The sequence below is a fragment of the Celeribacter baekdonensis genome (assembly GCF_900102315.1).
GTDB classification, from domain to species: domain Bacteria; phylum Pseudomonadota; class Alphaproteobacteria; order Rhodobacterales; family Rhodobacteraceae; genus Celeribacter; species Celeribacter baekdonensis.
The window spans coordinates 45,700-70,006 of the sequence record NZ_FNBL01000003.1; the positions used below are offsets into that span (position 1 = coordinate 45,700).

Genomic DNA, 24,307 nt, shown 5'->3' on the forward strand with positions numbered 1-24,307 from the left:
CATAGCTTCACTCTCAAAGGAGATCTTCATGACCAATCCGCTTTTGTCCGACTGGAACACCCCGTTCAACCTGCCGCCGTTCGAGGCGATTGAGGACACCCATGTCAAACCTGCGGTTGAGGCCGCATTGGCCGAAGGGCGTGCGGCGGTTCAGGCGATCGCAAGCGACCCCGAGGCCCCGACATTCGCCAATACGATTGAGGCCTTGGAGCGTTCGGACAGCACTTTGTCCAAGGTTCTGGGCGTGTTTTATGGCTCGGCGGGGGCGGATGCCAATGATGCGCGCGACGCGTTGATGCGGGAATTTTCCCCGATGCTGTCGGCTTACTCCTCTGAAATTACGTCAAATTCGGCGCTGTTTGCGCGAATTGAGGCGCTTTGGGAGGCCCGCGATACGCTTGATCTGACGCCAGAGCAGGCGCGGGTTTTGATGTTGACCCATCGCTCCTTTGTGCGCTCCGGCGCGAAACTTGCGGGGCCGCAAAAGGCGCGGATGGCAGAGATCAAATCTCGACTTGCCACGTTGGGCACCGCTTTTGGGCAAAATCTTTTGGCGGATGAGCGTGACTGGTTCATGCCACTCGCCGAGGTCGATCTTGAGGGCTTGCCACAATTCGTGATTGATGCGGCGCGTGCGGCGGGTGAGGAAAAGGGCCAAGATGGTCCCGTCGTCACCCTGTCGCGCTCGTTGATTGTACCGTTCATGCAGTTTTCGCCACGCCGTGACCTACGCGAAGCGGCGTTCAAAGCCTGGGCCGCACGGGGCGAAAACGGCAATGCCAATGACAATCGCGACACTGCCGCCGAGATTTTGCGCCTGCGCGAAGAGCGCGCCAAATTGCTCGGTTACCCGAGTTTTGCGGCCTATAAATTAGAGACCGAAATGGCCAAAACGCCGGAGACCGTGCGTGATCTGTTGATGCGGGTTTGGGGTCCGGCCAAAGAAGCCGCCGAACGCGATGGCGCGATCTTGGCCGCGATGATGGCCGAGGACGGGGTCAATGGGCCGTTGGAGCCGTGGGATTGGCGCTATTATTCGTCGATCCGGCGCAAGGCGGAGCATGATCTCGATGAGGCGGAGTTGAAGCCCTATTTGCAGTTGGACCGGATGATCGAAGCGGCCTTTGCCTGTGCGCATCGGCTGTTCGGCCTCGAGTTTGAGCCGCTTGATGTTGCCACCTATCACCCCGATGCGCGGGCGTGGAATGTGACGCGCGATGGCAAACATATCGCCGTCTTTATCGGTGATTATTTCGCCCGTGGATCAAAGCGCTCGGGCGCTTGGTGTACTGCGATGCGCAGCCAACAAAAGCTCGAAGGGGACATCCGTCCTATCGTTCTCAACGTGTGCAATTTTGCCAAACCTTCGAAGGGAGAGGCGGCTTTACTGTCCTATGATGATGCGCGCACCTTGTTTCATGAATTCGGCCACGCCCTGCATCAGATGCTGTCAAATGTGACCTATGGCTCGATTTCGGGCACCTCTGTGGCGCGCGATTTCGTTGAATTGCCAAGTCAGCTTTTTGAACATTGGCTGGAAGTGCCTGAGGTGCTTGAAGAGTTCGCGACCCATGCCAAAACCGGCGCGCCGATGCCGCGTGACATGTTGGATCGGCTGTTGGCGGCGCAGACCTATGACCAAGGGTTTGCCACGGTGGAATACATTGCCTCGGCCTTGGTTGATCTTGATTTCCATGATGGCGATGCGCCAGCGGACCCGATGGTCGCACAGGCCGAAACCCTGGAGCGAATTGGCTTGCCCCATGCGGTGACCATGCGCCACGCCACGCCGCATTTCGCCCATATCTTTTCCGGTGACGGCTATAGCGCCGGCTATTACAGCTACATGTGGTCCGAGGTCATGGACGCCGATGCATTCGAAGCCTTTGAGGAAAAGGGCGCATTTGACCCAGGAGCGGCGCGACTTTTGGAGGAACACATCCTGTCCAAAGGTGGCGCGCAAGATGCTGAGGCGCTTTATACCGCGTTCCGGGGGCGGATGCCGGGCGTCGAGGCGTTGTTGAAAGGGCGGGGGTTGTTCACCACCTGAGTGGGTTAATCCGCCTCGCCCCACACGTCCTTGTGGATGATCACATCGGCGTTGGGGTAGGCGGTGACGATGTGGTGTTTGAGGCTTGCGGAAATCGCGTGGGCCTCACGCAACGTCTGGTCGCCATTCAATTCGATATGGATGTTCACAAACGGTTTCGACCCCGCCATGCGGGTTTTCAGATCATGGAATGCGTGGATTTCTGGGTAGGATTTGGCCATGTTTTCGATGTTGTCGATCATATCCTGAGGCGCCGAGCGATCCATCAACGCATCCCAAGCCGATTTGCCAATGCGCAGAGCGCCGACCACCAAAATCCCAGCGGCGGCCAAGGCGACGACAGAGTCGATCTGATGCATGCCAAAGGCCTTGGCGGCAAAAAGCGCCACAATCGCCCCGATGTTTGGCACCAGATCTCCGACGTAATGCAGGCTGTCTGCGCTGACGACTTTCGATTTGGTCAGCCGCGCCACGCGTCTTTGCCAGAGCACAAGCGCGATGGTCAAAACGATCGACAAGACCATGACCGCGATGCCCGCGCCTTCGGCCTGAACTTCGACCGGGACGGTGGAGAGCAGACGCCGGGTTGAGGTCACGGCGATGATCGCGGCAGAGACCAAAATGAACGCGGATTGGGCCAGCGCTGCGAGGTCTTCGGCGGAGGTGTGACCAAAGGCATGATCGTCGTCAGGCGGGCGCGAGGCATAATAAATCGCCATCAACCCGCCCAAGGCGATCATCAAATCCATGCCGCTGTCGGCCAAAGACGCCGCAATCGAGAGCGAGCCGGTTTGCCCCAAGGCCCAGAGCTTTGCGATGATTAAAATCGTCGCGACAGAGACAGAGGCCAGCCCCGCCGAAATATTCAAACGCGTGTCGCGCATAGGATCGTCCTTTCGCCCGAAGGCTTAGAAGGCGTTATTCGAAGGCTTTAGTCGAGGATCAGCTTGTCACGCACACGCGCCCAAGCGCGGGGGGCGAAATTGTCTTTGGCGGGTTCAAGGCACTGCTTTTCCAAAAACCAGTTAAAATACCCTGCATAGTCAAAAGAGGACATTGTTTCAGGGCCAAACTCAATCGCATCCCGTAATTCGGATATGTTCCTTGGGGTAAGTGTGGCGTGCCAGTAATCGCTCTTGCCACAGGTCACCACCGGCTTTCGCTGCATCAAGGCTTCAAACCCGGCAGAGGAGTTTTGTGTGATCACGACTCGCGCCGCTTCGATCAGATCGTGGATCGAGGCGTCGCTCACTTTGACATTCGGATGATCGGCACAGATTTCAAGGATGTGCCTGCGTCCCAATTTACCCTGATGCGGATGCGGTTTCACATAGACCACCGCATCGCGATCAAATTCGGCGGCGGTCACAATCATCTCTTTCGTCGTGAGATAATGCGTGCGCGGGGTCTCATTTTCGATGGGCTGACACAGGATCGTCGCTGTCGCGGGCCGCAAAGGCGCATCCATGCGCGGCTCCTGACCCAGTTTGGAGACATTTTCGCGCAACATAAACCCTGTCACGCCATTGAAAAAATAATCCGCCTGTTCCCGATCCACCTCATGTTCGGGAAAACGGGAAAAGCGCAGCGAACTGTTGGCGCCATGGCCCAGCTCGTCGAAATACCAAAAGCCCCACAGATAGGAGGGACAGGCATGAAGAATCGTCGGGCCAAACATCGCCGGGCCACCGACGATGATATGGAGATGATTTTCCAGCAAAAGCGCACGAGAGGTGCGGCTGTCGCCCTCAACCAAATAGGGGGTAATGCCCTCACGGGTCAGCTTTGGCATCAGTTTGGTGAAAAAATCATGACGCTCATGGCCAATCGCGTCAAACCAACTGCCAAAACCATGCACAACACAGGATTTAACGCCCTTTGGAATGTTACGGGCGGCGAGGGGGGATTTGAGCTGTTCCATACCGGCTCACTCCAAAATTTCGTTTGAACGCACGCCCCAGAGGCCCGATTTCAACACCCAGCCCTTGTAGCCCGAGGATGAGACTTTGCACCATGAGATGTTGCATTCCAACAGTCGCAAAATCACGCCTTTCTCCGCCTGTGCCGCCAAACGCGATCCGGTGTCGGGCCGCGAAAACAGGTCCACCGTGCCATCCGTCACAAGTGCTGTCCTTACCCCGGAAATCAGGGAGTAATGCAACCATCCGGTTGCGCCTTCCATGTCACGCACACGCCGCCAATGACCATATTCGGCAATGACTTCAAGCGGATAGTTGCGTTTGGTGAAAACCCAGTCAATCCGGTGTGACAGCGATGGCCCACGACGCACATTGGCCTCATTGGCCTTGAGCGAGACAAAGCGCGGCAACGGCAGGTTGGTGGCCGATCCACGGGCCGGGTCGGTTTGTGGCATCTGTTCGACAGCCGGGGCACCTGGATTTTGGGCTGTATCTTCGGTGGCAAAAACTGGCGTCAAACCGAGAAAACAGGCACATGCCACAACACAGGCCCCGCGCAGAAGCGGGGTGAGGCGATGAAACCCATATGATGGACCACTGGATACCATGTGAAATCTGACCTGCTCATAAAAAGGAGGCGCGTCTTGCACGCCAGCGTGTCACGGAACTTATCCTTTACGCCTTGCCGGGATGCAATCCAGTTTGCCAGTATGGGGGTGAAAAAGAAAGGAAGAGGTGCGGTTATGGTGCAGGGTCGGCTAAAGGTCGTGGTCACACGCGCGTTGCCTGAAGTGGTCGAGACGCGGATGATGGAACTCTTCGACGTGGAACTCAATCACGACGACATAAAACTGTCGCGCGACGCGTTGATTGCGGCGATGCAGCGTGCCGATGTTTTGGTGCCCTGTGTCACGGATCGGCTGGATGCGGAGATGTTGGGGCAGGCGGGGGAGCGGTTGAAACTGATCGCCAATTACGGCGCGGGTGTCGATCATATCGACACGATCACCGCCCATAATCGCGGCATCCTTGTCACCAACACGCCCGGCGTGGTGACGGAGGACACCGCCGATATGGTCATGGCGCTGATCCTCGCCGTCACGCGGCGCATCCCCGAAGGGCAGGCGGTGATGCAGGCGGGCAATTGGGGCGGTTGGGCTCCGACCGCCTTTATGGGGCAACGCTTGTCTGGCAAGCGGCTTGGGATTTTGGGGATGGGTCGCATTGGACAAGCGGTCGCACGCCGGGCCCATGCCTTTGGCCTCTCGGTGCAGTATCACAACCGGCGCAGACTTCACCCCGATGTTGAAGCGCGTTTTGCGGCCACCTATTGGGACAGCCTTGATCAGATGTTGAGCCGCGTCGATATCCTCTCGATCAACTGCCCTCACACGCCCTCAACCTTTCACCAAATCAATGCAAGGCGGTTAAAATTGATGAAGCCGACGGCGGTGATTGTGAACACCTCGCGGGGCGAAGTGATTGACGAAAACGCCCTGACGCGGGGCTTGCGCTCTGGCGATATTGGCGGCGCGGGCTTGGATGTGTTTGAGCATGGCCACCAGATCAATCCGCGCCTGCGGGAGCTGCCCAATGTGGTTTTGCTACCCCATATGGGCTCGGCCACGGTCGAAGGGCGGATCGAAATGGGGGAAAAGGTGCTGCTGAACATTCACACCTTTGCCGATGGTCATCGCCCGCCGGATATGGTGTTGCCGTCCATGCTCTGAATGGCTTTACCGCGCCCCTCGGTGAAGGGCGCGGTGTCTCGGATAGCAGATCAATGATCGCGCTGATCCTTGATAAACGTGCCGTTGTTGAGTTCCTGCATCGCCAGCATCAACTCTTCGCGTGTGTTCATCACGATCGGTCCGTGCCAGGCCACAGGCTCCTCAATCGGCTGACCTGAAATCAACAGAAACCGCACGCCTTCAGGCCCGGCGTTTACCACGATTTCACTGCCGGTGTCGAAATTCACCAAGGTGCGGTTACCCGACATGTCGCGGATGTTGATCTCCTCGCCATTCACCTCTTTCTCCACCCGCACGCCGTAGGGATTGGACGCATCACGAAAGGAGCCAGCGCCGGCAAACACATAGGCAAAGGTGTTGGCATAGGTGTCGACCGGCAACACTTTGCGGGTGTTCGGCGGCACGGAAATATCGAGGTATAGCGGGTCCGCCGCCACCCCATCCACGGGTCCGCGTTTGCCCCAAAACGAGCCTGTGACGATCTTCACCTTGGTGCCGTCATCGTCAATAATCTCGGGAATGTCGTGGGCCTGAATGTCCTGATAGCGCGGTGCAGTCATTTTCAAACTGGAGGGCAGGTTGGCCCAAAGTTGAAACCCATGCATCTGACCACGGACATTCCCGCGCGGCATTTCCTGGTGCATGATACCGGAACCTGCCGTCATCCATTGCACCGATCCCGCGCCCAAAACGCCTTTGTTTCCAAGGCTGTCGCCATGTTCGACTTCGCCATCCAAAACATAGGTGATGGTTTCAATGCCGCGGTGCGGGTGCCACGGAAAGCCCTTTTCAAACTGTTTCGGATCATCGTTGCGAAAGTCGTCGAACAACAAAAACGGGTCAAACTCGCGTGGCTTGTGAAAGCCAAAGGCGCGGTAGAGATGAACGCCTGCGCCCTCTAGGGTCGGCTGGCCAACGGATGTCGATTTTACGGGACGAAACGTCATGATGAGTCTCCTTGTTCTGTTGCTTCATCATGTGGTGATTTTCCTCTGTGCGTAAATATCTGCGCGCGAACGGGGTCTGTGCATGAGCGCGCATACAGGACGGCAGATCGGCCAGATTGAGTATTTTCACTGCAATGAAAACGGCAGCAAAAATGTGAATTGCGTCCCGGCCGCTGATTCATGGCGCTGTGGCGTCACCAGAAGGGTTTGGGCCGCACGGGCCGGGACGTCTTCATCGCAGGCGGTCATCGGCTCTCCAGCCTGTACCGCGCCTTCAGCCTGACACATTAACCTTAACGCACGCCTAACCCCGGCTTCATTGCAGCCCAAATACTCAAACAAAGCGCCCTGAAGGGCGCTCTGTCTTTTTCTGGGTTTATTTCTTGTTGGAGCCGTAGACGTTGGCCGTCCCCGGAAAGGCCCGCGATCTGACCTCGGCGGCATATTCCGCCACGGCCTCGTTGATCGCATCGCCCATGGCGCCGTATTTTTTGACAAACTTCGGCACCCATTCGTTGAGGCCCAACATGTCTTCCATAACAAGGATCTGACCGTCACAGGTCTTTGACGCCCCGATCCCAATGGTCGGCACCGCAACGGCTTTGGTGATTTTGTCCGCGAGCGGTTCCACAACCCCCTCGACCACGATGGCAAAGGCCCCCGCTTCGGCCACGGCGATCGCGTCATCAATGTGGATTTGCCAGGTGTCTTCGTCGCGGCCTTGGGTTTTAAACCCGCCCATGATGTTGGTCGATTGCGGGGTCAGGCCGATGTGACCCATCACCGGAATGCCGCGTTCGGTCAGGAATTTGACCGTCTCCGCCATGCGCGCGCCGCCTTCGAGTTTGACGGCCTGACATTGAGTTTCTTTCATGATCGTCGCGGCATTGCGGAAGGCTTGCGAGGGGCTTTCCTCATAAGAGCCAAAGGGCATATCGACCACGATCAGCGCACGTTTTGTGCCGCGCACCACGGCTTTGCCATGCATGATCATCAATTCCAAAGACACGCCAACCGTGCTTTCCATCCCGTGCATCACCATGCCGAGGCTGTCACCGACCAGCAGGAAATCACAATGTTTTTCGGCAATTGCGGCGGTGTGCGCGTGATATGAGGTGAGCGACACGATGGGCTCGCCGCCTTTGCGGTCTCGGATTTGCGGCACGGTCACGCGGCGGATGGTTTCGGTCTGTGTGGACATGGTTTCCTCCTGAGTTCGGGGATCTGGGCCGAACTTACGTCGGGTCTGCGACCCGTTGGTCGATCAATAGCACATCGCCAAAGCGCGCGGCGAGCAAGATCACGGCGGGGCGTTCAATCAGCCCCTTGATCTGTTCCAGTGTGGCGGCGTCGCGCACATCGACGCTCTCAATGGTGGCGCGCGGTTCGCGAGAGATAAAGCTACGGATGTCCGCCTCAAGCTGATCCGCCGTGCGCCCGTCCGACGCCTCATAGGCGCCATACGCCAGCGCTTTGTTGAGGATCAGTGCGGCTTGGCGATCCTCAACCGTCAGGCGCACATTGCGCGACGACATCGCCAACCCATCGACTTCGCGCACCGTTGGCACGCCATGAATCTCAATCGGCATATCGAGATCACGCACCATGGTTTTGATCACCAAAAGCTGTTGGTAATCCTTTTCGCCAAAAAACGCGCGATCTGCGCCGGTGATGTTAAAGAGCTTCGTCACCACCGTGCAGACACCTTTGTAATGGCCGGGCCGAAGCGCGCCCATCAACAGATGCTCCAACTGCTCGGTGACCACGGTGGTCTGTTTCTCGGGGTGATACATTTCTTCGGCGGAAGGGCAGAACACCGCATCCACGCCCGCCGCTTTCAAAAGCGCAAAATCGCGGGCCTCGTCGCGCGGGTAGGCCTCAAGATCGGAGGGGTCGCCAAATTGGGTGGGATTGACGAAAATCGACACAATCACCCGGTCAGATGCGGCCTGCGCCGCGTGCACCAAGCTCAGATGCCCGTCATGCAAATAGCCCATGGTTGGCACCAATCCGACCGTCTCGCCCGCGCCGTGAAACATTGCGACGGCTTCGCGGATGTCGCGTTTGCTTCGACAAATTTTCAATGAATGTCCTCCCAGCCCGCAGCTTGCTTGGTGCAGACCTTACAAAGCTTGCGGCACTGCGGCAAGCGGCTGCCCGCCTTCCCTGTGCCCGTCTGGTTCTCACTGTGTTTCATCAAATGTCCCTAAGCCTTCCCAATTCTCGCCATGTTTTGTTGCGATATTGATGACGATAGCGGTTAAAACGGTAGAATTGTCCAATGGGAACCTTTGGTAAAACACTCAGCCTGATCAGTTTTGTGATCGGAATCACGATCTCGATCCTGGTCTATTTTCAGTATTCTGAGGCGCAAAGCGGGATGATGAAGGCCGTCTCGAGCAATATGTCGGTGACGGGCTCGTATTGGCAGGGCGATGATGAGGATGAGGCACCGACCCTGTCCACAATGCGCGTGGCAGCGCCGAAAGGCGGATCTGCGGCGAAAACCTTTGAGATTGAGCATGTCGATGCGTCTGCTGAGACCGGGACGATTGTCTATGATGACGACACCGGGATATTTGGCGAAGATGTTGCCGCCGCTGAACCCGAAGGGTTTGGTCCGCCCGAAGATGCCACCTTTGGCGAATTGGCAAAATATTATTTTGAAGCGGCCAGCATCTGGTTGTTTGGCGAGCGCGAAGAAACGTTGAAAATGGACTGCAAAGCCAAAGAAGGCGGTGGCAAGGTCTGTAATGTATCGCGCGGCTAAAGCCGGTGATGCGAGAGAAACGAAAATGGCGCGAGGCGGGCCTCCCGCGCCATTTTTGTTTTTAAGCGTTAGATAATTCGTCCCAACATTCCAAAGCCTTGGCCGCATACATCAACACCGGACCGCCGCCCATTTGGACGCCCATCGCCAACATTTCGGCCAGCTCTTCGCGGGTGCCGCCATGTTTCATCAGCGCCTCGACGTGAAAGCCGACACAGGGTTCGCAACGCACACCAATGGCAATCGCCAGCGCCACCAATTCCTTGGTTTTGGTATCAAGCGCATCGCCTTCCATTGCCGCTTTTGACATCGCGCCAAATCCGACCGGGATGTTGCGGTTGGCTTTGTTGAGGGCGCGCAATGCTTCACGCATGGATTCGTTTTTTTCAGCCCAAGACATGGGACTCTCCTTTGTTCGCGGGTCTTATGTTGGCGCCATTTGTGGCATGAGAGTCGTGGCGCGACCTTGATCCGCATCAATCAAATTCGGGGAATTGCATGAGATTTGCGCAGCTTGCACGCTCCCTGCCGCAGATCTTACCATAAAAAGGCCCGCGCCGATCCCTCGGCGCGGGCCATAATCCGTCAATCGCGCAAGGCTTATTGCGGGATGTCGCCGCTCAGGCCTTCGACGTAAAAGTTCATGCCTGCGAGCGTACCATCATCGGCCACTTCGCCATCGGCCAGCCAGACAGAGCCGTCTTGTTTGTTGAGTGGCCCGGTGAACGGGTGATACTCGCCCGCTGCAATGCTGTCGCGCAACGCTTCGGCTTCGGCTTTGATGTCGGCGGGAACGGCAGAGGAAATCTCGCCAATGCCGACCATGCCCGCGCCGATGCCGTCCCATGTTGTGTCCGTTTCCCAAGTGCCATCCATCACCGCCTGAACGCGCTCGATGTAATAGGGGGCCCAGACGTCAATGATCGACGAAATGCGCGGCATCGGGCCATATTCGGCCATGTCGGCGGCTTGGCCAAAGGTGTAAACATTGCCGGCCTTTTGGGCGGCGGCTTGCGGGGCGGTCGAATCCGTGTGCTGCAAAATCACGTCCGCGCCTTGGTCGATCAGCGCCTGTGCCGCATCGGATTCTTTCGCCGGATCGAACCATGTGTAGGCCCAGACCACGTTAAACTCGACATCCGGGTTCACTTTTTTTGCGTGGATATAGGCGGAGTTGATGCCGCGAATAACCTCAGGGATCGGGAAGGAGGCGATATAGCCGACCTTGTTCGACTTGGTCATTTTTCCGGCCAAATAACCCTGAACTGCGCGGCCTTCATAGAAACGTGCGGAGTAGACGCCGAGGTTCGGCGCGGTTTTATATCCGGTTGCGTGTTCGAATTTCACGTTCGGGAATTTCGCCGCCACGTTGACGGTCGGGTCCATGTAGCCAAAAGAGGTGGTGAAAATCAGATCGGCACCGGACAGCGCCATTTGCGTCAAAACCCGCTCGGAATCGGCCCCTTCTGGCACGGATTCTTGTACTACGATTTCAACCGCATCGCCAAAATGCGCGGCCATTTCCTCTGCCGCTTCGTGGTGGTGTTGTGACCAGCCACCATCATTTTTGGGACCAACATAGATAAAGCCAACTTTGACTTTATCTGCGGCAAAAGACGGTGCGGCAAGGCCGAGCGCCAGCACGGAGGCAGTGGCGGCGGTCAGCAAGGTTCTACGTTTCATCTTTGAACTCCCTGTTCGTTTAAAATCACCTCACGCGGAGGCTAAACCTGTGCCTCAGTGCGAGGCGTGAAAAATCCGGCCCAACATGGCGGGCGCGTTGCTCGCACCATGCCTGCGCGCGGAAATAACAACAAGAACCACAATCGTCGCAAGGAAGGGCGACATCGACAAAAGCTCCACCGGAACCTTCGCCCCTGCCGCTTGCAGGTTCAATTGCAACACGGTGATCCCACCAAAAAGATAAGCACCAATTAAAATCCGCCATGCTTTCCAACTGGCAAACACCACAATCGCCAAGGCAATCCAACCATAGCCTGCGGTGATCCCATCGGTCCATTGCGGCACCCGCACGAGGCTGATGTATGCACCGCCAAGCCCGGCCATCGCGCCCCCAAATCCAATCGCCATCACCCGCACCATCCGCACCGGATAGCCAAGCGCATGGGCCGCCGAATGGTTTTCGCCCACCGCGCGCAGGATCAGCCCAGCCCGGCTATATTTCAAAAACGCCCAGACACCGGCAATCGACAAAAGGCTCACATAAACCATCATGTCATGTTGAAACAGGATCGGGCCAATGACCGGGAGGTGATCCAGGCCGGGAATGTTCAGGTCGGACACCGGAGGCGGTTTAAGGCCTTGATAATTCTGCCCCAAAAGTGAGGCCAAGCCCACGCCCATCAACGTCAGGGCAAGCCCCGCGGGCACCTGTGTGGTCAAAAACACCTGGGTCAAAAGCGCAAACACCATGGAAAGGGCCATGCCGCCAATAGCCGCGGCGATAAAGCCCAAAGTGGGTGATCCGGTCTCGACCGCCACAATAAATCCGCAGACCGCGCCGGTGATCATCATGCCCTCGACCCCAAGGTTCAACACCCCGGATTTTTCCACCACCATTTCGCCCAAAGCCGCCATGAGGATCGGGGTTGAGGCGACCATGAGAGAGGCCAAAAGGACGACGGGGTTGATTGAGCCGAAATCCATCACACGGCCTCCTTTTTGACGATCATCAAGCGGTAGTTGACGAAAATATCCATGCCCAAAAGCGTCATCAACAACATGCCTTGGAACACTTGGATCGAGGCAGAGGGCAGGCCCAACATGAATTGCGCCAATTCGCCGCCGATAAAGGTCAGCGCCAATAACAGCCCTGCCAACAGGATGCCGACCGGGTGCAACCGGCCTAAAAAGGCGACGATGATGGCGGTGAAGCCGTAGCCTGCGCCAAAGTCGATGGAGATTTGCCCGGCGGGACCAGTGACCTCAAACAACCCGGCCAACCCGGAAAGCGCACCCGCCACGCCAAGGCAAAACAGCACCAACAGTTTGTCTTTGACGCCTGCAAACCGCGCCGCGCGTGGGCTTTCTCCGGTCAGGCGAATTTGAAAGCCCAACATATGTTTGTTGATCAAAACATAGGCCGCAACCACGGCGGCAAAGGCCGCGACAACGCCCCAATGCGTGCCCGTGCCCGCGATCAATTCCGGGTTCGACATCGCCGGGATCTGGCTTAGGTTGCGCGATCCGGGAAAGCCGTTGCCCTCCGGGTTGCGTAGCCAACTCAGCGCCGCCGAGGCCAAAAGCTGTTCGGCGATATAGACCAACATCAAGGACACAAGGATTTCGTTGGTGTTGAACCGGGTCTTCAAAATCGCCGGGATCATCGCCCATAAGAAACCGCCAATTCCCCCCGCGATCACCATCAGAGGGAAAATCCACCACGCGTCCGTTGGGTAAAACGCCAATCCCACAGCCGCGCCCGCAAGCGCACCCATGATATATTGCCCCTCGGCGCCGATGTTCCAAATCCCGGCCTTGAACCCAAGGCTCAGACCGATTGCAATCAGGATCAGCGGGGCGGCTTTGACCAAAAGTTGCGGTCGCGAATAGGCGGCGAATTGGTCGTTGAACAACGGGTCCCAAAATATGGTGCGAATGGCGGCAAACGGGTCTTTGCCCATCAGCGCAAACAAAATCCCGCCCAAGATCATGGTCAGGATCACCGCCAAAATCGGTGTTGCGATGGTCCAGGCTTTCGAGGGTTCGGGGCGTTTGACGAATTTGATCATGGTGCGACCTCTTCCAGATCATGTGCGCCACCCATCATCATCCCGATCTCATCGACGGTCAGACCTTTGGCAACACGGGGTGCGGTCAATTTGCCTTCGTTGAGGGCGGCGAAATGGTCCGAAATTTCCATCAATTCATCGAGGTCCTGTGAGATCACGATCACCCCCGCGCCCTTGGCCGCGAGGTCCAAAAGCGATTGTCGGATCGCGGCGGCGGCCGAAGCATCGACGCCCCATGTCGGTTGGTTCACCACCAACACGGTCGGGTCTTGGAGGACTTCGCGACCGATTACGAATTTCTGCAAATTACCGCCCGAAAGAGAACGCGCGGCTGAAGCCGGACCGGGGGTGCGCACGTCAAATTTCTGGATAATGTCGCGGGCAAACGCTTCGGTTTTCTTCCAGTTGACAAAGTTGTTTTTGCTCAGTTTTTTACGGATATTCCCGGTCAGAACCGCATTTTCCGTCAGGCTCATATTGGGCGCTGCGGCATGGCCAAGGCGCTCTTCTGGTGCGGCCAAAAGGCCGATTTTGCGCCGCGCATTTGGGCCAAGGCCACTGATGTCTTGGCCGCAATAGGTGATCGCGCCTTTGCCGGTTTTCGCCTCGCCCGAGAGCACCGACAAAAGCTCGTCCTGGCCATTGCCCGCCACGCCGCCGATGCCAAGCACCTCACCCGCGCGCAGGCGCAGAGACACGTTTTTCAACCGGGTGCCAAACGGGTTGGCCGGAGCAAAATCAAGCCCTTGAACATCAAGCAACACATCACCCGTTTCCCCACCCTCGCGGGACGGCACATGCAATATCTGCCCCACCATCATCTCCGCCATGTCTCGTGCGGTCGTGACCTTGGGGTCGCACTCTCCCACCACCTTGCCCAACCGCAGGATCGTTGCCCCATCACACAGCGCCCGAATTTCTTCGAGCTTGTGCGAGATATAGAGGATCGATGTGCCTTCAGATTGCAATTTGCGCAGGGTTTTGAACAGGATTTCAACCTCTTGCGGGGTCAAAACCGATGTCGGTTCATCCATGATCAACAGTTTCGGGTCTTGCAAAAGACAGCGGATGATCTCCACCCTTTGCCGTTCCCCCGCCGACAAATCACCGACAATCCGGTCCGGGTCGAGCGGCAAGCCGTAGGCGTCGGACACCTCGCGAATGGACTGTGCCAAAGCGTGCATTTTCGGCGGATTTTCCATCCCAAGTGCGACGTTTTCGGCCACATTGAGTGCCTCAAACAGCGAGAAATGTTGAAACACCATCGCCACGCCTGAGGCCCGCGCCGCTTGTGGATTGTTGGGCGCATAGGGCGCGCCGCGCAGTTGCATCGTGCCCGCATCGGGTTTTTCCAGCCCGTAAATCATTTTCACCAGCGTGGATTTGCCCGCGCCGTTCTCGCCCAAAAGCGCGTGAACCTGACCGGCTCCGATGGAAAAGGACACGTCATCATTGGCACGCACGCCGGGATATTGGCGCGTCAGCCCCGAGAGTTTCAATAGCTCTGTCACCCTGTCTGTTCCCCGTAAGAGTCTGCGATCTCTGTGGATGAGATTAGGCTTGCGGCCACCCCAATCGCAATGGCTTGTGGATGTTTCCCTAAGGACGGTTGCCCAATTGGACAGCAAATGCGGTCAATTTGGACGTCTAAATGCCCTAAATCGTGCAAACGCCCGCGAAACCGGGCCCATTTCGTGCGCGAGCCGATCAACCCGGCAAAGCCAAACCCATGGTGCAAAAGCCGATGACACAGCTCCAGATCCAGCGCATGGGAGTAGGTCAAAATCAGATGTTCGGCCTCTGCGGGCGCATAGGGCACCACGTCTTCGGGATGGGCAGCGATCAGAGGATCGACGGTTTCGGGGATATGGTCAGGGAACCGATCAGCCCCGGTATCAACCCATGTGACGGCAAAATCGGGCAGGGGGGCGAGGGTGTTGACGATGGCACGCCCGACATGCCCGGCCCCCCAAACCCAAAGCGGGCGGGTGGCGCGGCGGATCGGTTCGATCATCCAGTCACCATGACGCGCGGGTTTCAAAACCCCCTGCGCGCGCGCCAGGGTGAGGGCCTTTTTGACCGCAAACGGCATCTCTCCGGGACCGCGCGCATAAATGTCCTGTGGAATATCCTCAACGGTATCAAAGACTTCGGTCAAAAGCGTCACAGCCCCACCGCAACATTGCCCCATTGCGGGACCAAGCGGCAGGCGGTTCAGCCGCGGGGCCTCAAAGGCGGCTTTTGCGGCTTCAAATTCCAATGTTCCGCCGCCAATCGTGCCCGATTGCCCAAAACCCTCTGGCGTGGCCCAGACCAACATCGCCGCGCCAACCTCGCGCGGGGCGGAGCCTTGGACCTCGGCCACAACCACCCGCGCCACCCGCCCATGGTGGGCGATGGCTTGGGCCAAAGCGTCGCGATCAAAGCTCATCCGCGGGCTCGCGCGATGGCGTTGAGCAATTCTTCGGGTGTGGCGGGGGCGTTGAGCGCCGGATAGTTTGGCCCACAGGCGGCGCAGGCATCCGAGAGCGCCAAAAACGCCGAAATGCCCAACATAAACGGCGGCTCGCCCACCGCTTTGGAGCGATAAATCGTATCTTCTCGGTTGCGCCCCTCCCAAAGGGCGACGTTGAACATATCCGGCGCGTCAGAGCAGGCCGGAATTTTATAGGTTGAGGGCGCGTGGGTCTTCAGCAACCCCTTGGCATCCCACCACAATTCCTCTGTGGTCAACCAGCCCGCACCCTGTACATAGCCGCCCTCGATCTGGCCCTTGTCAATTGCGGGATTGAGCGATGCGCCCGCGTCATGCAGGATGTCGGCGCGTAAAATACGGTTTTCGCCGGTGAGCGTGTCGAGCGCCACTTCGGTGATCGCAATGCCATGGGCAAAGTAGAAAAACGGTCGCCCCTTGCCCGCAATCCGGTCCCATTCGATCTTTGGCGTTTTGTAAAATCCGGTCGAAGACAGGCTGACACGGTTCATATAGGCGAGGCTGATGATCTCGGCGAATGCCATGTCATGAGCGCCAAAGCGCACACGTCCCCCGGCCCATGTGACCTCGCTTTCGCCAAACCGTTCAAGGATAAACACCTCAATCCGGGTGCGGATCGCATCACAGGCGTTTTTGACCGCCATACCGTTCAAATCCGTGCCCGACGAGGCGGCGGTGGCGGAGGTGTTGGGAACTTTGCCGGTGTCTGTGGCGGTGATTTTGACGGTCTCGACCGAGACGCCAAAGACCTGGGCTGCGACCTGCGCGACTTTCAGGAACAGGCCCTGACCCATTTCCGTGCCGCCATGGTTCATGTGGATGGAACCGTCATTATAGACATGGACCAGCGCGCCCGCCTGATTGAGGTGGGTGAGGGTGAAAGAGATGCCGAATTTCACCGGCGAAATCCCAAGGCCCTTTTTGACGATCGGGTTTTCGGCGTTCCATTTCGCCACCGCCTTTTTGCGCGCGGCATAATCGGCATCCTTCAAAAGTCGTTCGGTCATGGCATGAAGGATGAAATCCTCGACCTCCTGACCATAGGGCGTCAGCTTGCCTCGCGGCGTGAGTTGCCCGCCCGCATGGGCACCATGCCCGGTGTCCGTCTCCGCACCGCCACGCGACAAAGGATCGCCCACAAGGCTCAGAACATGATCCTCAGGCAGGCCTTCGCCCGCCGTCGGCACCACCATTTCGTCGTAATAATTCAGCCGCCGCACCTCGGCCGGATCACGGCCCAGCGTGTGGGCGATATGATCCACCACGCGCTCAATCCCCAACACGCCCTGCGGGCCACCAAAACCGCGATAGGCGGTGTTGGATTGCGAATTGGTTTTCAACCGATGGCTTTCAATCCGCGCATTGGGCAGGAAATAGGCATTGTCTGCGTGCAACATGGCACGATCAGCCACGGGCAGGGTCAGGTCCATCGACCATCCGGCCCGCGTGACCTGGACAAACTCGATGCCCTCAATGCGGCCATGTTCATCAAATCCGCAGGTATAGGAGATGCGGAAATCATGGCGTTTGCCGGTGATGATCATGTCGTCATCGCGGTCATAGCGCATTTTACAGGGCTTGCCCGTGTCGCGCGCGGCGATGGCGCAGGCGATGGCAAGCCAGTTGCCCTGTGATTCCTTGCCGCCAAACCCGCCGCCCATCCGCCGGGTCTCAACCCGCACCGCATGCATCGGGACATGCAGGGCATGCGCGACCTTATGTTGGATCTCTGACGGGTGTTGGGTCGAGGAATAGACCACCATATCCCCGCCCTCTTGTGGCAGGGCGGCGGCGGCTTGGCTTTCGAGGTAGAAATGTTCTTGGCCACCCATATGCAGCGTGCCTTCGATCACATGGGCGGCGGATTTGATCGCCTCGGCTGCGTCGCCACAGCTGTAAATGCGTGGGCCATCTTCGAACCGGCTTTCGGCCGCCAGGGCCTCGTTATAGCCAAACAGCGCGGGTTTCTCATCATAGGTGATCTTGCTCAGCGTGGCGGCTTTGCGGGCCGCATGATGTGAGGTCGCGACCACCAAGAACACCGGCTGTCCGATATATTGGACTGTGGTGGAGGTGAGCAGCGGTTCATCCCCCAGAGAGGGCGAACAATCGGGGATGTGATCGCCAAAATCCTCCGCCGTATACACCCGGACCACGCCGGGCGCTGTGCGCACGCGCGACAGGTCCATCGCCGTGATTTCCCCGTGGGCCACTGAGGAGAGGCCAAAGGCCAGATGCAGCGTGCCCGCGGGCAGCGGGATGTCATCAATATAGCGGGCCTGACCTGTGACATGCAGGCGGGCGGCGTCATGGGGATGCGAAGACCCAACAGACATCACACGCCCTCCTTGATCGAGAGGACCGAGGTCGCGAGGCCAGACCGTTCGGCATAAAGCCGACGCAGCATGTTTTGCGCCGCTGTCAGGCGATAGCCTGCGGAGGCGCGCATGTCGCTCATCGGGGTGTAATCCTTGGCAAAGGCGGGCAGGGCGGCGGCAATGGTAGCTTCGCTCCAGGGCTGACCGATCAAAGCCGCCTCAACGGTTTTGGCCCGCGCAGGGGTTCCGGCCATGCCGCCAAAGGCGATCACCGCGCTGCTGATGATCCCGTTCTCAACTGCGATATTGAACGCGCCGCAGACGGCGGAAATATCCTGATCGAACCGTTTGGAGAGCTTGTAAACGGCAAGATTGGTCAGCCCGGTTTTGGGCACGGTGATGCTCTCGACAAATTCAGACGGCTGACGGTCCTGTTTGCCATAGGCGATAAAGAATGCTTCCAGCGGGATCCTGCGCTGATCCTCACCTTTGCGTAGGGTCACGCTGGCCCCTGCGGCAATCAGCGGTGGCGGGCTGTCGCCAATCGGCGAGCCGTTGGCGATATTGCCGCCCAACGTGGCGGCGGCACGCACTTGGGTCGAGGCAAAGCGGCGGAACATCTCGGACAGCGAGGGCGCATAGGGTTTGAACAGGGCGATCAGATCGGCGATGGGGGTCATGGCTTTGATCTCAAACGCGTCCTCCGTCTCGGTGATGCCCGTAAGATCGGTGACGCCATTCAGGAAAATCACCTCGTCCAAATCGCGCATCTGTTTGGTCACCCAAAGCCCGACATCGGTGGCCCCGGCGATCAAGGTCGCATTGGGGCGCAGGCCGTAAAGTGCTGCCAATTCGTCCACCGTTTCGGGGCGCTGCACCACGGCGGGGGCGGCAAAGGGAATATGTTCAAAGCCTTCGGGCACAGGTGCGGTTTCGGCTTTTTGTGCGGCGCGCAGGATCGGCGCATAGCCGGTACAGCGACACAGATTGCCCGCGAGAATGTCTTCGTGGTTGGTCTCGCCGCGCGCATGGGCCGTGGCCATCGACATGATAAAGCCGGGGGTGCAAAAGCCGCATTGGCTGCCGTGTTCTTCGATCATCGCGCTTTGCACCGGGTGCAGCGTGTCGCCTTTGGACAGGCCCTCGACCGTGGTGACGGATTTTCCATGAAGCTGTGGCAGGAACAGGATACAGGCATTGAGGGGCTTTTTGCCGCTCTCATCCTCGACCATGACGGTGCAGGCTCCGCAATCGCCCTCGTTGCAGCCCTCTTTGGTGCCACACAGGCCGCGCCCTTCGCGCAGGTAATCCAGTAAGGTGCGGGTTGCGGGTTCGTGCGTGTGAACGATCTCGCCGTTGAGCCGAAAAGTGATCTCCATCGTGTCAGACCTACCGCTTTCTCTTTATGACAGACGCGTCCGATGCGGTGGAAAACGCGTGCCCTTCCGGGTCAGAAAACCGGGATGGGCGGCAATTTGCAAGGGTTTCCGACGCTACCCCTGCACAGAGTTTGAACGTTTGGTGAAAAACTGAGCGCTTTGGGGTGGATCAAAGAGCTGTGGACAAGAGGCGTTTTGCACTTGGCGGCGGTTGTCGCCATGCGTTAGCTTATGCCTCAAATGAGCAGTCCCTCCTTCATCCATCTTCGGGTTCATACCGAATACTCGCTTCTCGAAGGCGCGATGCGGCTTAAGAAATTAAGTGGCATGGTCACCGATATGGGCATGCCCGCCGTGGCGGTCACTGACACCAACAACCTGTTTTGCGCGCTGGAGTTTTCCGAATACGCCAAAGGTGCCGGGGTTCAGCCGATCATTGGCTGTCAGGTGGATGTGGCTTTTGCCGAAGCAGAGCCGGGTGAGCGGGCCAAGCCGCCCGCGCCTGTCGTTTTGTTGGCGCAAAACGAACAGGGCTACGCGCATCTGATGAAGCTCAATTCCTGCCTCTACATCGACAAACACGGCGCTCTGCCGCAGGTCACGGTGGAGGAGTTGGAACGCTATTCCGCGGGGTTGATTTGCCTCACCGGCGGCGCGTTGGGCCCGATTGGGCGGATGATCACCGAGCATCATAAACCGCAGGCCCGCGCGCTGTTGCAGCGCTTCAAGGAGATCTATCCAAACCGGCTTTACGTCGAATTGCAACGCCATCCGGGCGAAGACGGCCAGCACACCGAAGCCGAGCGGGCGACCGAGCGTTCCTTTGTCGAATGGGCCTATGATCTGGGCCTGCCCTTGGTGGCGACCAATGATGTCTATTTCCCGAAAGCGGAGATGTATGAGGCCCATGATGCCCTGATTTGCATCGCGGAAGGGGCCTATGTCGATCAATCCGAGCCGCGCCGCCGCCTGACGGATCAGCATTATTTCAAAACGCCTGCGGAAATGGTGGCGCTCTTTGCCGATCTGCCAGAAGCGACCTTAAACACGGTTGAAATTGCCAAGCGTTGTGCGTTCAAGGCCTATAAACGCGACCCGATCTTGCCGAAATTCGCCGATGATGAGGTCGAGGAGCTGCGCAAACAGGCGTGGGAGGGGCTTGAGGCCCGATTGGCGGTGATCGAACCCGCCGCCCCGCGCGAGGAATATGATGCGCGGCTCAAATTCGAGCTTGGCATCATCGAGCAGATGGGCTTCCCCGGCTACTTTCTGATCGTGGCCGATTTTATCAAATGGGGCAAAGAACAAGGCATCCCGGTGGGGCCGGGCCGGGGCTCCGGGGCGGGCTCTCTGGTCGCCTATGTGCTGACCGTCACGGATCTTGACCCGCTGCGCTATTCCTTGCTGTTCGAACGGTTTTTGAATCCCGAACGTGTGTCGATGCCTGACTTTGACATCGACTTTTGCATGGATCGCCGCGAAGAGGTGATCCGCTACGTTCAGCAAAAATACGGTCGCGACAAGGTTGGCCAGATCATCACCTTTGGTGCGCTTTTGTCCAAAGCCGCCGTGCGTGACATCGGTCGGGTGTTGCAAATGCCCTATGGTCAGGTGGATCGCCTGTCAAAATTGATCCCGGTGGAGGGGGTCAAACCCGTCTCCATTCACCAAGCGTTGATTGACGAGCCGCGCCTGCGCGAAGAGGCCAAAAACGAAGAGGTCGTGGACCGGCTTTTGACCTATGGCCAACAGGTCGAGGGGCTGTTGCGCAACGCCTCCACCCACGCGGCCGGTGTGGTGATTGGCGATCGTCCGATTGACGAATTGGTGCCGCTTTACCAAGATCCGCGCTCTGACATGCCCGCGACCCAGTTCAATATGAAATGGGTCGAACAGGCTGGTTTGGTGAAATTTGACTTTTTGGGTCTTAAAACCCTGACCGTGATCCAATCGGCGATGAACCTGATTTTCAAATCGGGTCGGCCTTTGCATGTCGCGGCCGACGGCACCACGCTTTATGAGCCACCCGAGGGCGCGGAAAACGAGATCAACCTCATCCCGCTCGATGATGAAAAGACCTATAAGCTCTATTCAGACGCCAAAACGGTTGCGGTGTTTCAGGTGGAAAGTTCGGGCATGATGACCGCTCTGCGCCAGATGAAGCCGACCTGCATTGAGGACATCGTCGCCCTTGTGGCGCTCTATCGTCCCGGTCCGATGGAGAACATTCCGACCTATTGCGACGTGAAACATGGTCGCAAGAAATTGGAATCGGTGCACCCGACGATTGACCACATTCTGGCCGAGACCCAAGGCATCATCGTGTATCAGGAACAGGTGATGCAGATCGCTCAGGTCATGGCGGGCTATTCGCTTGGCGGTGCGGATTTGCTGCGCCGTGCCATGGGGAAAAAGATCAAAGAGGCGATGGACGCCGAACGCCCGAAATTCGAGGCGGGGGCGGCGCAAAACGGCGTTGATAAGAAAAAGGCCTCTGAAGTCTTCGACCTGTTGGAAAAATTTGCCAACTACGGGTTCAACAAATCCCACGCGGCGGCCTATGCGGTGGTGTCCTATCAAACCGGCTGGCTCAAGGCGAACCACCCGGTTGAATTCATGGCCGGCGTCATGAATTGCGATATTCACCTCACCGACAAATTGGCGATCTATGCCGAAGAGGTGCGTCGCGGTCTTGAGATCGAGATCATTCCACCCTGTGTGAATCGCTCTTTGGCGACGTTCGATGTGGTCGATCAGAAACTGGTCTATGCGCTGGGCGCGCTCAAAAACGTTGGTGGCGAGGCGATGCAATTGATCGTGCGGGCGCGGGACGCGGGCAAGCCGTTCGTCACCCTGTTTGATTTTGCCCGCCGGGTCGATTTGAAACGGGTCGGCAAACGGCCTTTGGAAATGTTGGCGCGCGCCGGGGCGTTTGATCTTTTGGACCCGAACCGCCGCCGGGTGTTCGAAAGCCTTGATCCCTTGGTGCAATATTCCGCCGCGATCCATGACCAAAAGGCCTCGAACCAAGTGTCGCTGTTTGGCGATGCGGGGGACGACCTGCCAGAGCCGCGGCTGTCTCCGGTGGGGGATTGGGTCGCCTCTGAGCGCCTGATGGAAGAGCAAAAGGCCATTGGGTTTTTCCTCTCCGGTCACCCGCTTGATGACTACGCAAGTGCTTTGCGACGCAAGAAGATCGGTACCATCGCGGACGCTCAGGCCAAGGCCGAGGCCGAAGGCTCCGCCATCGTCAAGGTCGGTGTCATGGTGTCGGGCTTTCGCGAGATGAAATCCGGCAAAGGCACCCGCTATTTCCGCATGAACATTTCCGACAGCACCGGCCAATTGTCCGGCATCGCCATGTTCCCGCGCAAAGATGATTTCGACAGCTCAAGGCAGGTGTTTGAAACCACGGATAAGGTTGTCGTCACGCTGGAAGGGCGGTTCAACGACGGTCAATTTGATCCCACCATTCGCTCGGTTGGCCCGATGGAAGCCGTCGTGGCCGATGCGGGGGGCGTGGGCTTGCGGATTTTCTGCGACGATGTGGTGGCGATTGCGCAGGTCGGTGATCTGTTGACCCGCACCACCCGCGAGGCCAAGCAACCGGCACGCGGGGCTGTGGCCTTTTGCATCATGGCACCGGATTATCCCAACGAAGTCGACATCGACATTCCACAATCCTTTGTTATAACACCCGAAATCAAAGGAGCGATCAAATCGCTCGACGGGGTTGTGATGGTGGAGGATCTGTGATGACGGCGAGGCTTTCGGTTTATGTGCTGGCGGCCAGCGTGGCCTTGTCTGGCTGTCAGCTTCAGAGCCCAACAGACCCGCCGATTTCCAACACTGATGTGCCTGCCGCAGGCTACTCTCAGGCGCAATTGTCCCGCGCCTTTGCCGCCGCCGCAGAGGTCGCCGCAGAGGTCGCCGCAGAGGCCGCCGAAGCCGAGGACACCGCTGAGACGGGTGAAAAGCCGGGTCAGCCAAAGGGACTTTTCGCCTTTTTGAAACCCAGGGATGAGGCCTCGCCGCTGACCGGCACCGAGATCGAGGTGGTGGCGGGCACATCCCCTGAGGAGAACGCAACCTTGATTGCGATGCCTGAGACGGTAGATCAGGCCGTGGATGAGGCACAGGACGTTCCGGTGAAAAAGGCCAATACCGGCGGGCTCTTTGCGTTCTTGAAACCGAAACACCCGGCTGCGCCCTCTGCTCTCGCTGAAACGGAACCCTTTGCGGCGCGGCCAGAGACACATGGCGTCCCCGCTGTGCTTCCGGTGCCAGATGAGACCTCCGATGTCGCTGTGGCCCCTGAGACCCCTCAGACCCCTGCGCCCACAACCTCTGCGGTGCCGAAAAAGCCTCTGTTTGGGTTCTTGACCCCCAAGGCCACGCACGCCGCCCCGAAGTCCACGGTTCAGCCCGGCGAGATTCTGCCCTTTGGCGAGGTTGGCATCGCTTGCGAAGTCAACAAACGCAGCATGGGGTATGAGGTCGATCAGTTCCCGCGCGAGGGCACGACCGTTTGGCGGCTTTTTGATACCGACCCGGCCAACACCGGGCCACGCACACAGTTTATAACCGGCTTTGCCGATGGCTGCCCGCGTCAGGTGACGGCGGCTTTGGTGATGTTCGGCGCGGCGGACCTGCATGAGGTGTTGCGCTATTCCGAAGGCGATGACCGCGAATGGACCAAGGCCGACAAAAGCTATGAGGCGATCAAATCCGCAACCTGTGGCGTGAAGCGCAAACAACGCTGTCCGGCGGATAAGATCGGGCTTTTGGAGAAACAATTGGCCTTTGTGTCAGTCTATCCGACCTTTGGCGCGCCGAAAGGGTGGTTGGAATTGTTGCTCCACAATGGCGATGTCATGTCCGAAGAGATCCGCTGAAGCGTATAAGCTTTGGCCATATTTTCCGACGG

At 58.2% G+C, this 24,307-nt stretch carries 19 protein-coding genes; 5 read left to right on the plus strand and 14 right to left on the minus strand.

The genetic code is table 11. The features are described 5' to 3' along the window. Positions 1 to 28: 28 nt before the first annotated feature. Positions 29 to 2,050, plus strand: a complete 2,022-nt coding sequence (locus tag BLT54_RS06730; RefSeq protein WP_074642663.1) for a M3 family metallopeptidase — start codon at positions 29 to 31, stop codon at positions 2,048 to 2,050. Between the two features lie 5 nt (positions 2,051 to 2,055). Here the strand turns inward: BLT54_RS06730 and BLT54_RS06735 are convergent, their stop codons facing one another. From BLT54_RS06735 to BLT54_RS06745, 3 genes are read right to left on the minus strand one after another with little or no spacing between them, the layout of a single operon-like run. Next, a complete protein-coding gene (locus BLT54_RS06735; protein WP_074642665.1) occupies positions 2,056 to 2,934 on the minus strand; it encodes a cation diffusion facilitator family transporter in 879 nt (292 codons plus the stop codon). 47 nt (positions 2,935 to 2,981) lie between these two features. Next, positions 2,982 to 3,971 (minus strand): capsular polysaccharide export protein, LipB/KpsS family, encoded by a 990-nt coding sequence (locus tag BLT54_RS06740; protein WP_083351727.1) that lies wholly within the window; start codon positions 3,969 to 3,971, stop codon positions 2,982 to 2,984. A 6-nt stretch (positions 3,972 to 3,977) separates the two neighbouring features. Beyond that, positions 3,978 to 4,424: an SH3 domain-containing protein gene (locus BLT54_RS06745; RefSeq protein WP_245707967.1), complete on the minus strand. Its 447-nt coding sequence runs from the start codon at positions 4,422 to 4,424 to the stop codon at positions 3,978 to 3,980. A 288-nt stretch (positions 4,425 to 4,712) separates the two neighbouring features. Between BLT54_RS06745 and BLT54_RS06750 the strand changes: the two genes are divergently transcribed. Beyond that, positions 4,713 to 5,699: a 2-hydroxyacid dehydrogenase gene (locus BLT54_RS06750; RefSeq protein ID WP_074642669.1), complete on the plus strand. Its 987-nt coding sequence runs from the start codon at positions 4,713 to 4,715 to the stop codon at positions 5,697 to 5,699. Positions 5,700 to 5,749: 50 nt separating this feature from the next. Here BLT54_RS06750 and BLT54_RS06755 read toward each other — a convergent pair whose 3' ends face one another. From BLT54_RS06755 to panC, 3 genes are all read right to left on the minus strand, one after another. Continuing rightward, on the minus strand, positions 5,750 to 6,667 hold the full coding sequence (locus tag BLT54_RS06755; RefSeq protein WP_074642673.1) for a pirin family protein: 918 nt from the start codon (positions 6,665 to 6,667) through the stop codon (positions 5,750 to 5,752). Between the two features lie 376 nt (positions 6,668 to 7,043). Beyond that, the gene (gene panB / locus BLT54_RS06760; RefSeq protein ID WP_074642676.1) at positions 7,044 to 7,868 is read right to left on the minus strand and encodes a 3-methyl-2-oxobutanoate hydroxymethyltransferase; all 825 of its coding nucleotides are present in this window, start codon (positions 7,866 to 7,868) and stop codon (positions 7,044 to 7,046) included. 34 nt (positions 7,869 to 7,902) lie between these two features. Continuing rightward, positions 7,903 to 8,751 carry a pantoate--beta-alanine ligase gene (panC, locus tag BLT54_RS06765; RefSeq protein ID WP_074642678.1) on the minus strand — a complete coding sequence of 283 codons (849 nt, stop codon included), beginning with the start codon at positions 8,749 to 8,751 and terminating at the stop codon, positions 7,903 to 7,905. A 197-nt stretch (positions 8,752 to 8,948) separates the two neighbouring features. Here panC and BLT54_RS06770 point away from each other — a divergent pair, with 197 nt between their 5' ends. Further along, on the plus strand, positions 8,949 to 9,437 hold the full coding sequence (locus BLT54_RS06770) for a hypothetical protein (RefSeq protein ID WP_074642681.1): 489 nt from the start codon (positions 8,949 to 8,951) through the stop codon (positions 9,435 to 9,437). A gap of 61 nt (positions 9,438 to 9,498) precedes the next feature. Here the strand turns inward: BLT54_RS06770 and BLT54_RS06775 are convergent, their stop codons facing one another. From BLT54_RS06775 to BLT54_RS06810, 8 genes are all read right to left on the minus strand, one after another. Next, positions 9,499 to 9,837, minus strand: coding sequence for a carboxymuconolactone decarboxylase family protein (locus BLT54_RS06775; RefSeq protein WP_074642683.1), 339 nt, complete (start codon positions 9,835 to 9,837; stop codon positions 9,499 to 9,501). 200 nt (positions 9,838 to 10,037) lie between these two features. After that, positions 10,038 to 11,120: a BMP family ABC transporter substrate-binding protein gene (locus BLT54_RS06780; protein WP_074642686.1), complete on the minus strand. Its 1,083-nt coding sequence runs from the start codon at positions 11,118 to 11,120 to the stop codon at positions 10,038 to 10,040. A 54-nt stretch (positions 11,121 to 11,174) separates the two neighbouring features. Next, a complete protein-coding gene (locus BLT54_RS06785; protein ID WP_074642689.1) occupies positions 11,175 to 12,104 on the minus strand; it encodes an ABC transporter permease in 930 nt (309 codons plus the stop codon). Next, positions 12,104 to 13,189 (minus strand): ABC transporter permease, encoded by a 1,086-nt coding sequence (locus tag BLT54_RS06790; RefSeq protein WP_074642691.1) that lies wholly within the window; start codon positions 13,187 to 13,189, stop codon positions 12,104 to 12,106. The genes BLT54_RS06785 and BLT54_RS06790 overlap by 1 nt, the downstream gene beginning before the upstream one ends. Beyond that, a complete protein-coding gene (locus BLT54_RS06795; RefSeq protein ID WP_083351728.1) occupies positions 13,186 to 14,700 on the minus strand; it encodes an ABC transporter ATP-binding protein in 1,515 nt (504 codons plus the stop codon). The genes BLT54_RS06790 and BLT54_RS06795 overlap by 4 nt, the downstream gene beginning before the upstream one ends. After that, positions 14,697 to 15,620, minus strand: a complete 924-nt coding sequence (gene xdhC, locus BLT54_RS06800) for a xanthine dehydrogenase accessory protein XdhC (protein WP_074642694.1) — start codon at positions 15,618 to 15,620, stop codon at positions 14,697 to 14,699. Before xdhC ends, BLT54_RS06795 begins: the two co-directional genes overlap by 4 nt. Further along, positions 15,617 to 18,019 carry a xanthine dehydrogenase molybdopterin binding subunit gene (xdhB, locus tag BLT54_RS06805; protein WP_074642698.1) on the minus strand — a complete coding sequence of 801 codons (2,403 nt, stop codon included), beginning with the start codon at positions 18,017 to 18,019 and terminating at the stop codon, positions 15,617 to 15,619. The genes xdhC and xdhB overlap by 4 nt, the downstream gene beginning before the upstream one ends. Further along, entirely contained in the window at positions 18,019 to 19,380 is a 1,362-nt protein-coding gene (locus BLT54_RS06810) for a xanthine dehydrogenase small subunit (protein ID WP_074642701.1), read from the minus strand. Before BLT54_RS06810 ends, xdhB begins: the two co-directional genes overlap by 1 nt. 240 nt (positions 19,381 to 19,620) lie before the next feature. Between BLT54_RS06810 and dnaE the strand changes: the two genes are divergently transcribed. After that, positions 19,621 to 23,136, plus strand: a complete 3,516-nt coding sequence (gene dnaE, locus BLT54_RS06815; RefSeq protein WP_074643499.1) for a DNA polymerase III subunit alpha — start codon at positions 19,621 to 19,623, stop codon at positions 23,134 to 23,136. Next, positions 23,136 to 24,275 carry a hypothetical protein gene (locus BLT54_RS06820; RefSeq protein ID WP_074642703.1) on the plus strand — a complete coding sequence of 380 codons (1,140 nt, stop codon included), beginning with the start codon at positions 23,136 to 23,138 and terminating at the stop codon, positions 24,273 to 24,275. The genes dnaE and BLT54_RS06820 overlap by 1 nt, the downstream gene beginning before the upstream one ends. Positions 24,276 to 24,307: the final 32 nt, after the last annotated feature.

Coding starts and splice junctions, on each gene's coding strand:
- BLT54_RS06750 (WP_074642669.1), top strand. CDS start 4,713: ATGGTGCAGGGTCGGCTAAAGGTCGTGGTCACACGCGCGTTGCCTGAA.
- BLT54_RS06735 (WP_074642665.1), bottom strand. CDS start 2,934: ATGCGCGACACGCGTTTGAATATTTCGGCGGGGCTGGCCTCTGTCTCT.
- BLT54_RS06780 (WP_074642686.1), bottom strand. CDS start 11,120: ATGAAACGTAGAACCTTGCTGACCGCCGCCACTGCCTCCGTGCTGGCG.
- BLT54_RS06770 (WP_074642681.1), top strand. CDS start 8,949: ATGGGAACCTTTGGTAAAACACTCAGCCTGATCAGTTTTGTGATCGGA.
- BLT54_RS06755 (WP_074642673.1), bottom strand. CDS start 6,667: ATGACGTTTCGTCCCGTAAAATCGACATCCGTTGGCCAGCCGACCCTA.
- BLT54_RS06820 (WP_074642703.1), top strand. CDS start 23,136: ATGACGGCGAGGCTTTCGGTTTATGTGCTGGCGGCCAGCGTGGCCTTG.
- BLT54_RS06740 (WP_083351727.1), bottom strand. CDS start 3,971: ATGGAACAGCTCAAATCCCCCCTCGCCGCCCGTAACATTCCAAAGGGC.
- xdhB (WP_074642698.1), bottom strand. CDS start 18,019: ATGTCTGTTGGGTCTTCGCATCCCCATGACGCCGCCCGCCTGCATGTC.
- panB (WP_074642676.1), bottom strand. CDS start 7,868: ATGTCCACACAGACCGAAACCATCCGCCGCGTGACCGTGCCGCAAATC.
- dnaE (WP_074643499.1), top strand. CDS start 19,621: ATGAGCAGTCCCTCCTTCATCCATCTTCGGGTTCATACCGAATACTCG.
- BLT54_RS06790 (WP_074642691.1), bottom strand. CDS start 13,189: ATGATCAAATTCGTCAAACGCCCCGAACCCTCGAAAGCCTGGACCATC.
- xdhC (WP_074642694.1), bottom strand. CDS start 15,620: ATGAGCTTTGATCGCGACGCTTTGGCCCAAGCCATCGCCCACCATGGG.
- BLT54_RS06730 (WP_074642663.1), top strand. CDS start 29: ATGACCAATCCGCTTTTGTCCGACTGGAACACCCCGTTCAACCTGCCG.
- BLT54_RS06745 (WP_245707967.1), bottom strand. CDS start 4,424: ATGCCACAAACCGACCCGGCCCGTGGATCGGCCACCAACCTGCCGTTG.
- BLT54_RS06810 (WP_074642701.1), bottom strand. CDS start 19,380: ATGGAGATCACTTTTCGGCTCAACGGCGAGATCGTTCACACGCACGAA.
- BLT54_RS06775 (WP_074642683.1), bottom strand. CDS start 9,837: ATGTCTTGGGCTGAAAAAAACGAATCCATGCGTGAAGCATTGCGCGCC.
- BLT54_RS06785 (WP_074642689.1), bottom strand. CDS start 12,104: ATGGATTTCGGCTCAATCAACCCCGTCGTCCTTTTGGCCTCTCTCATG.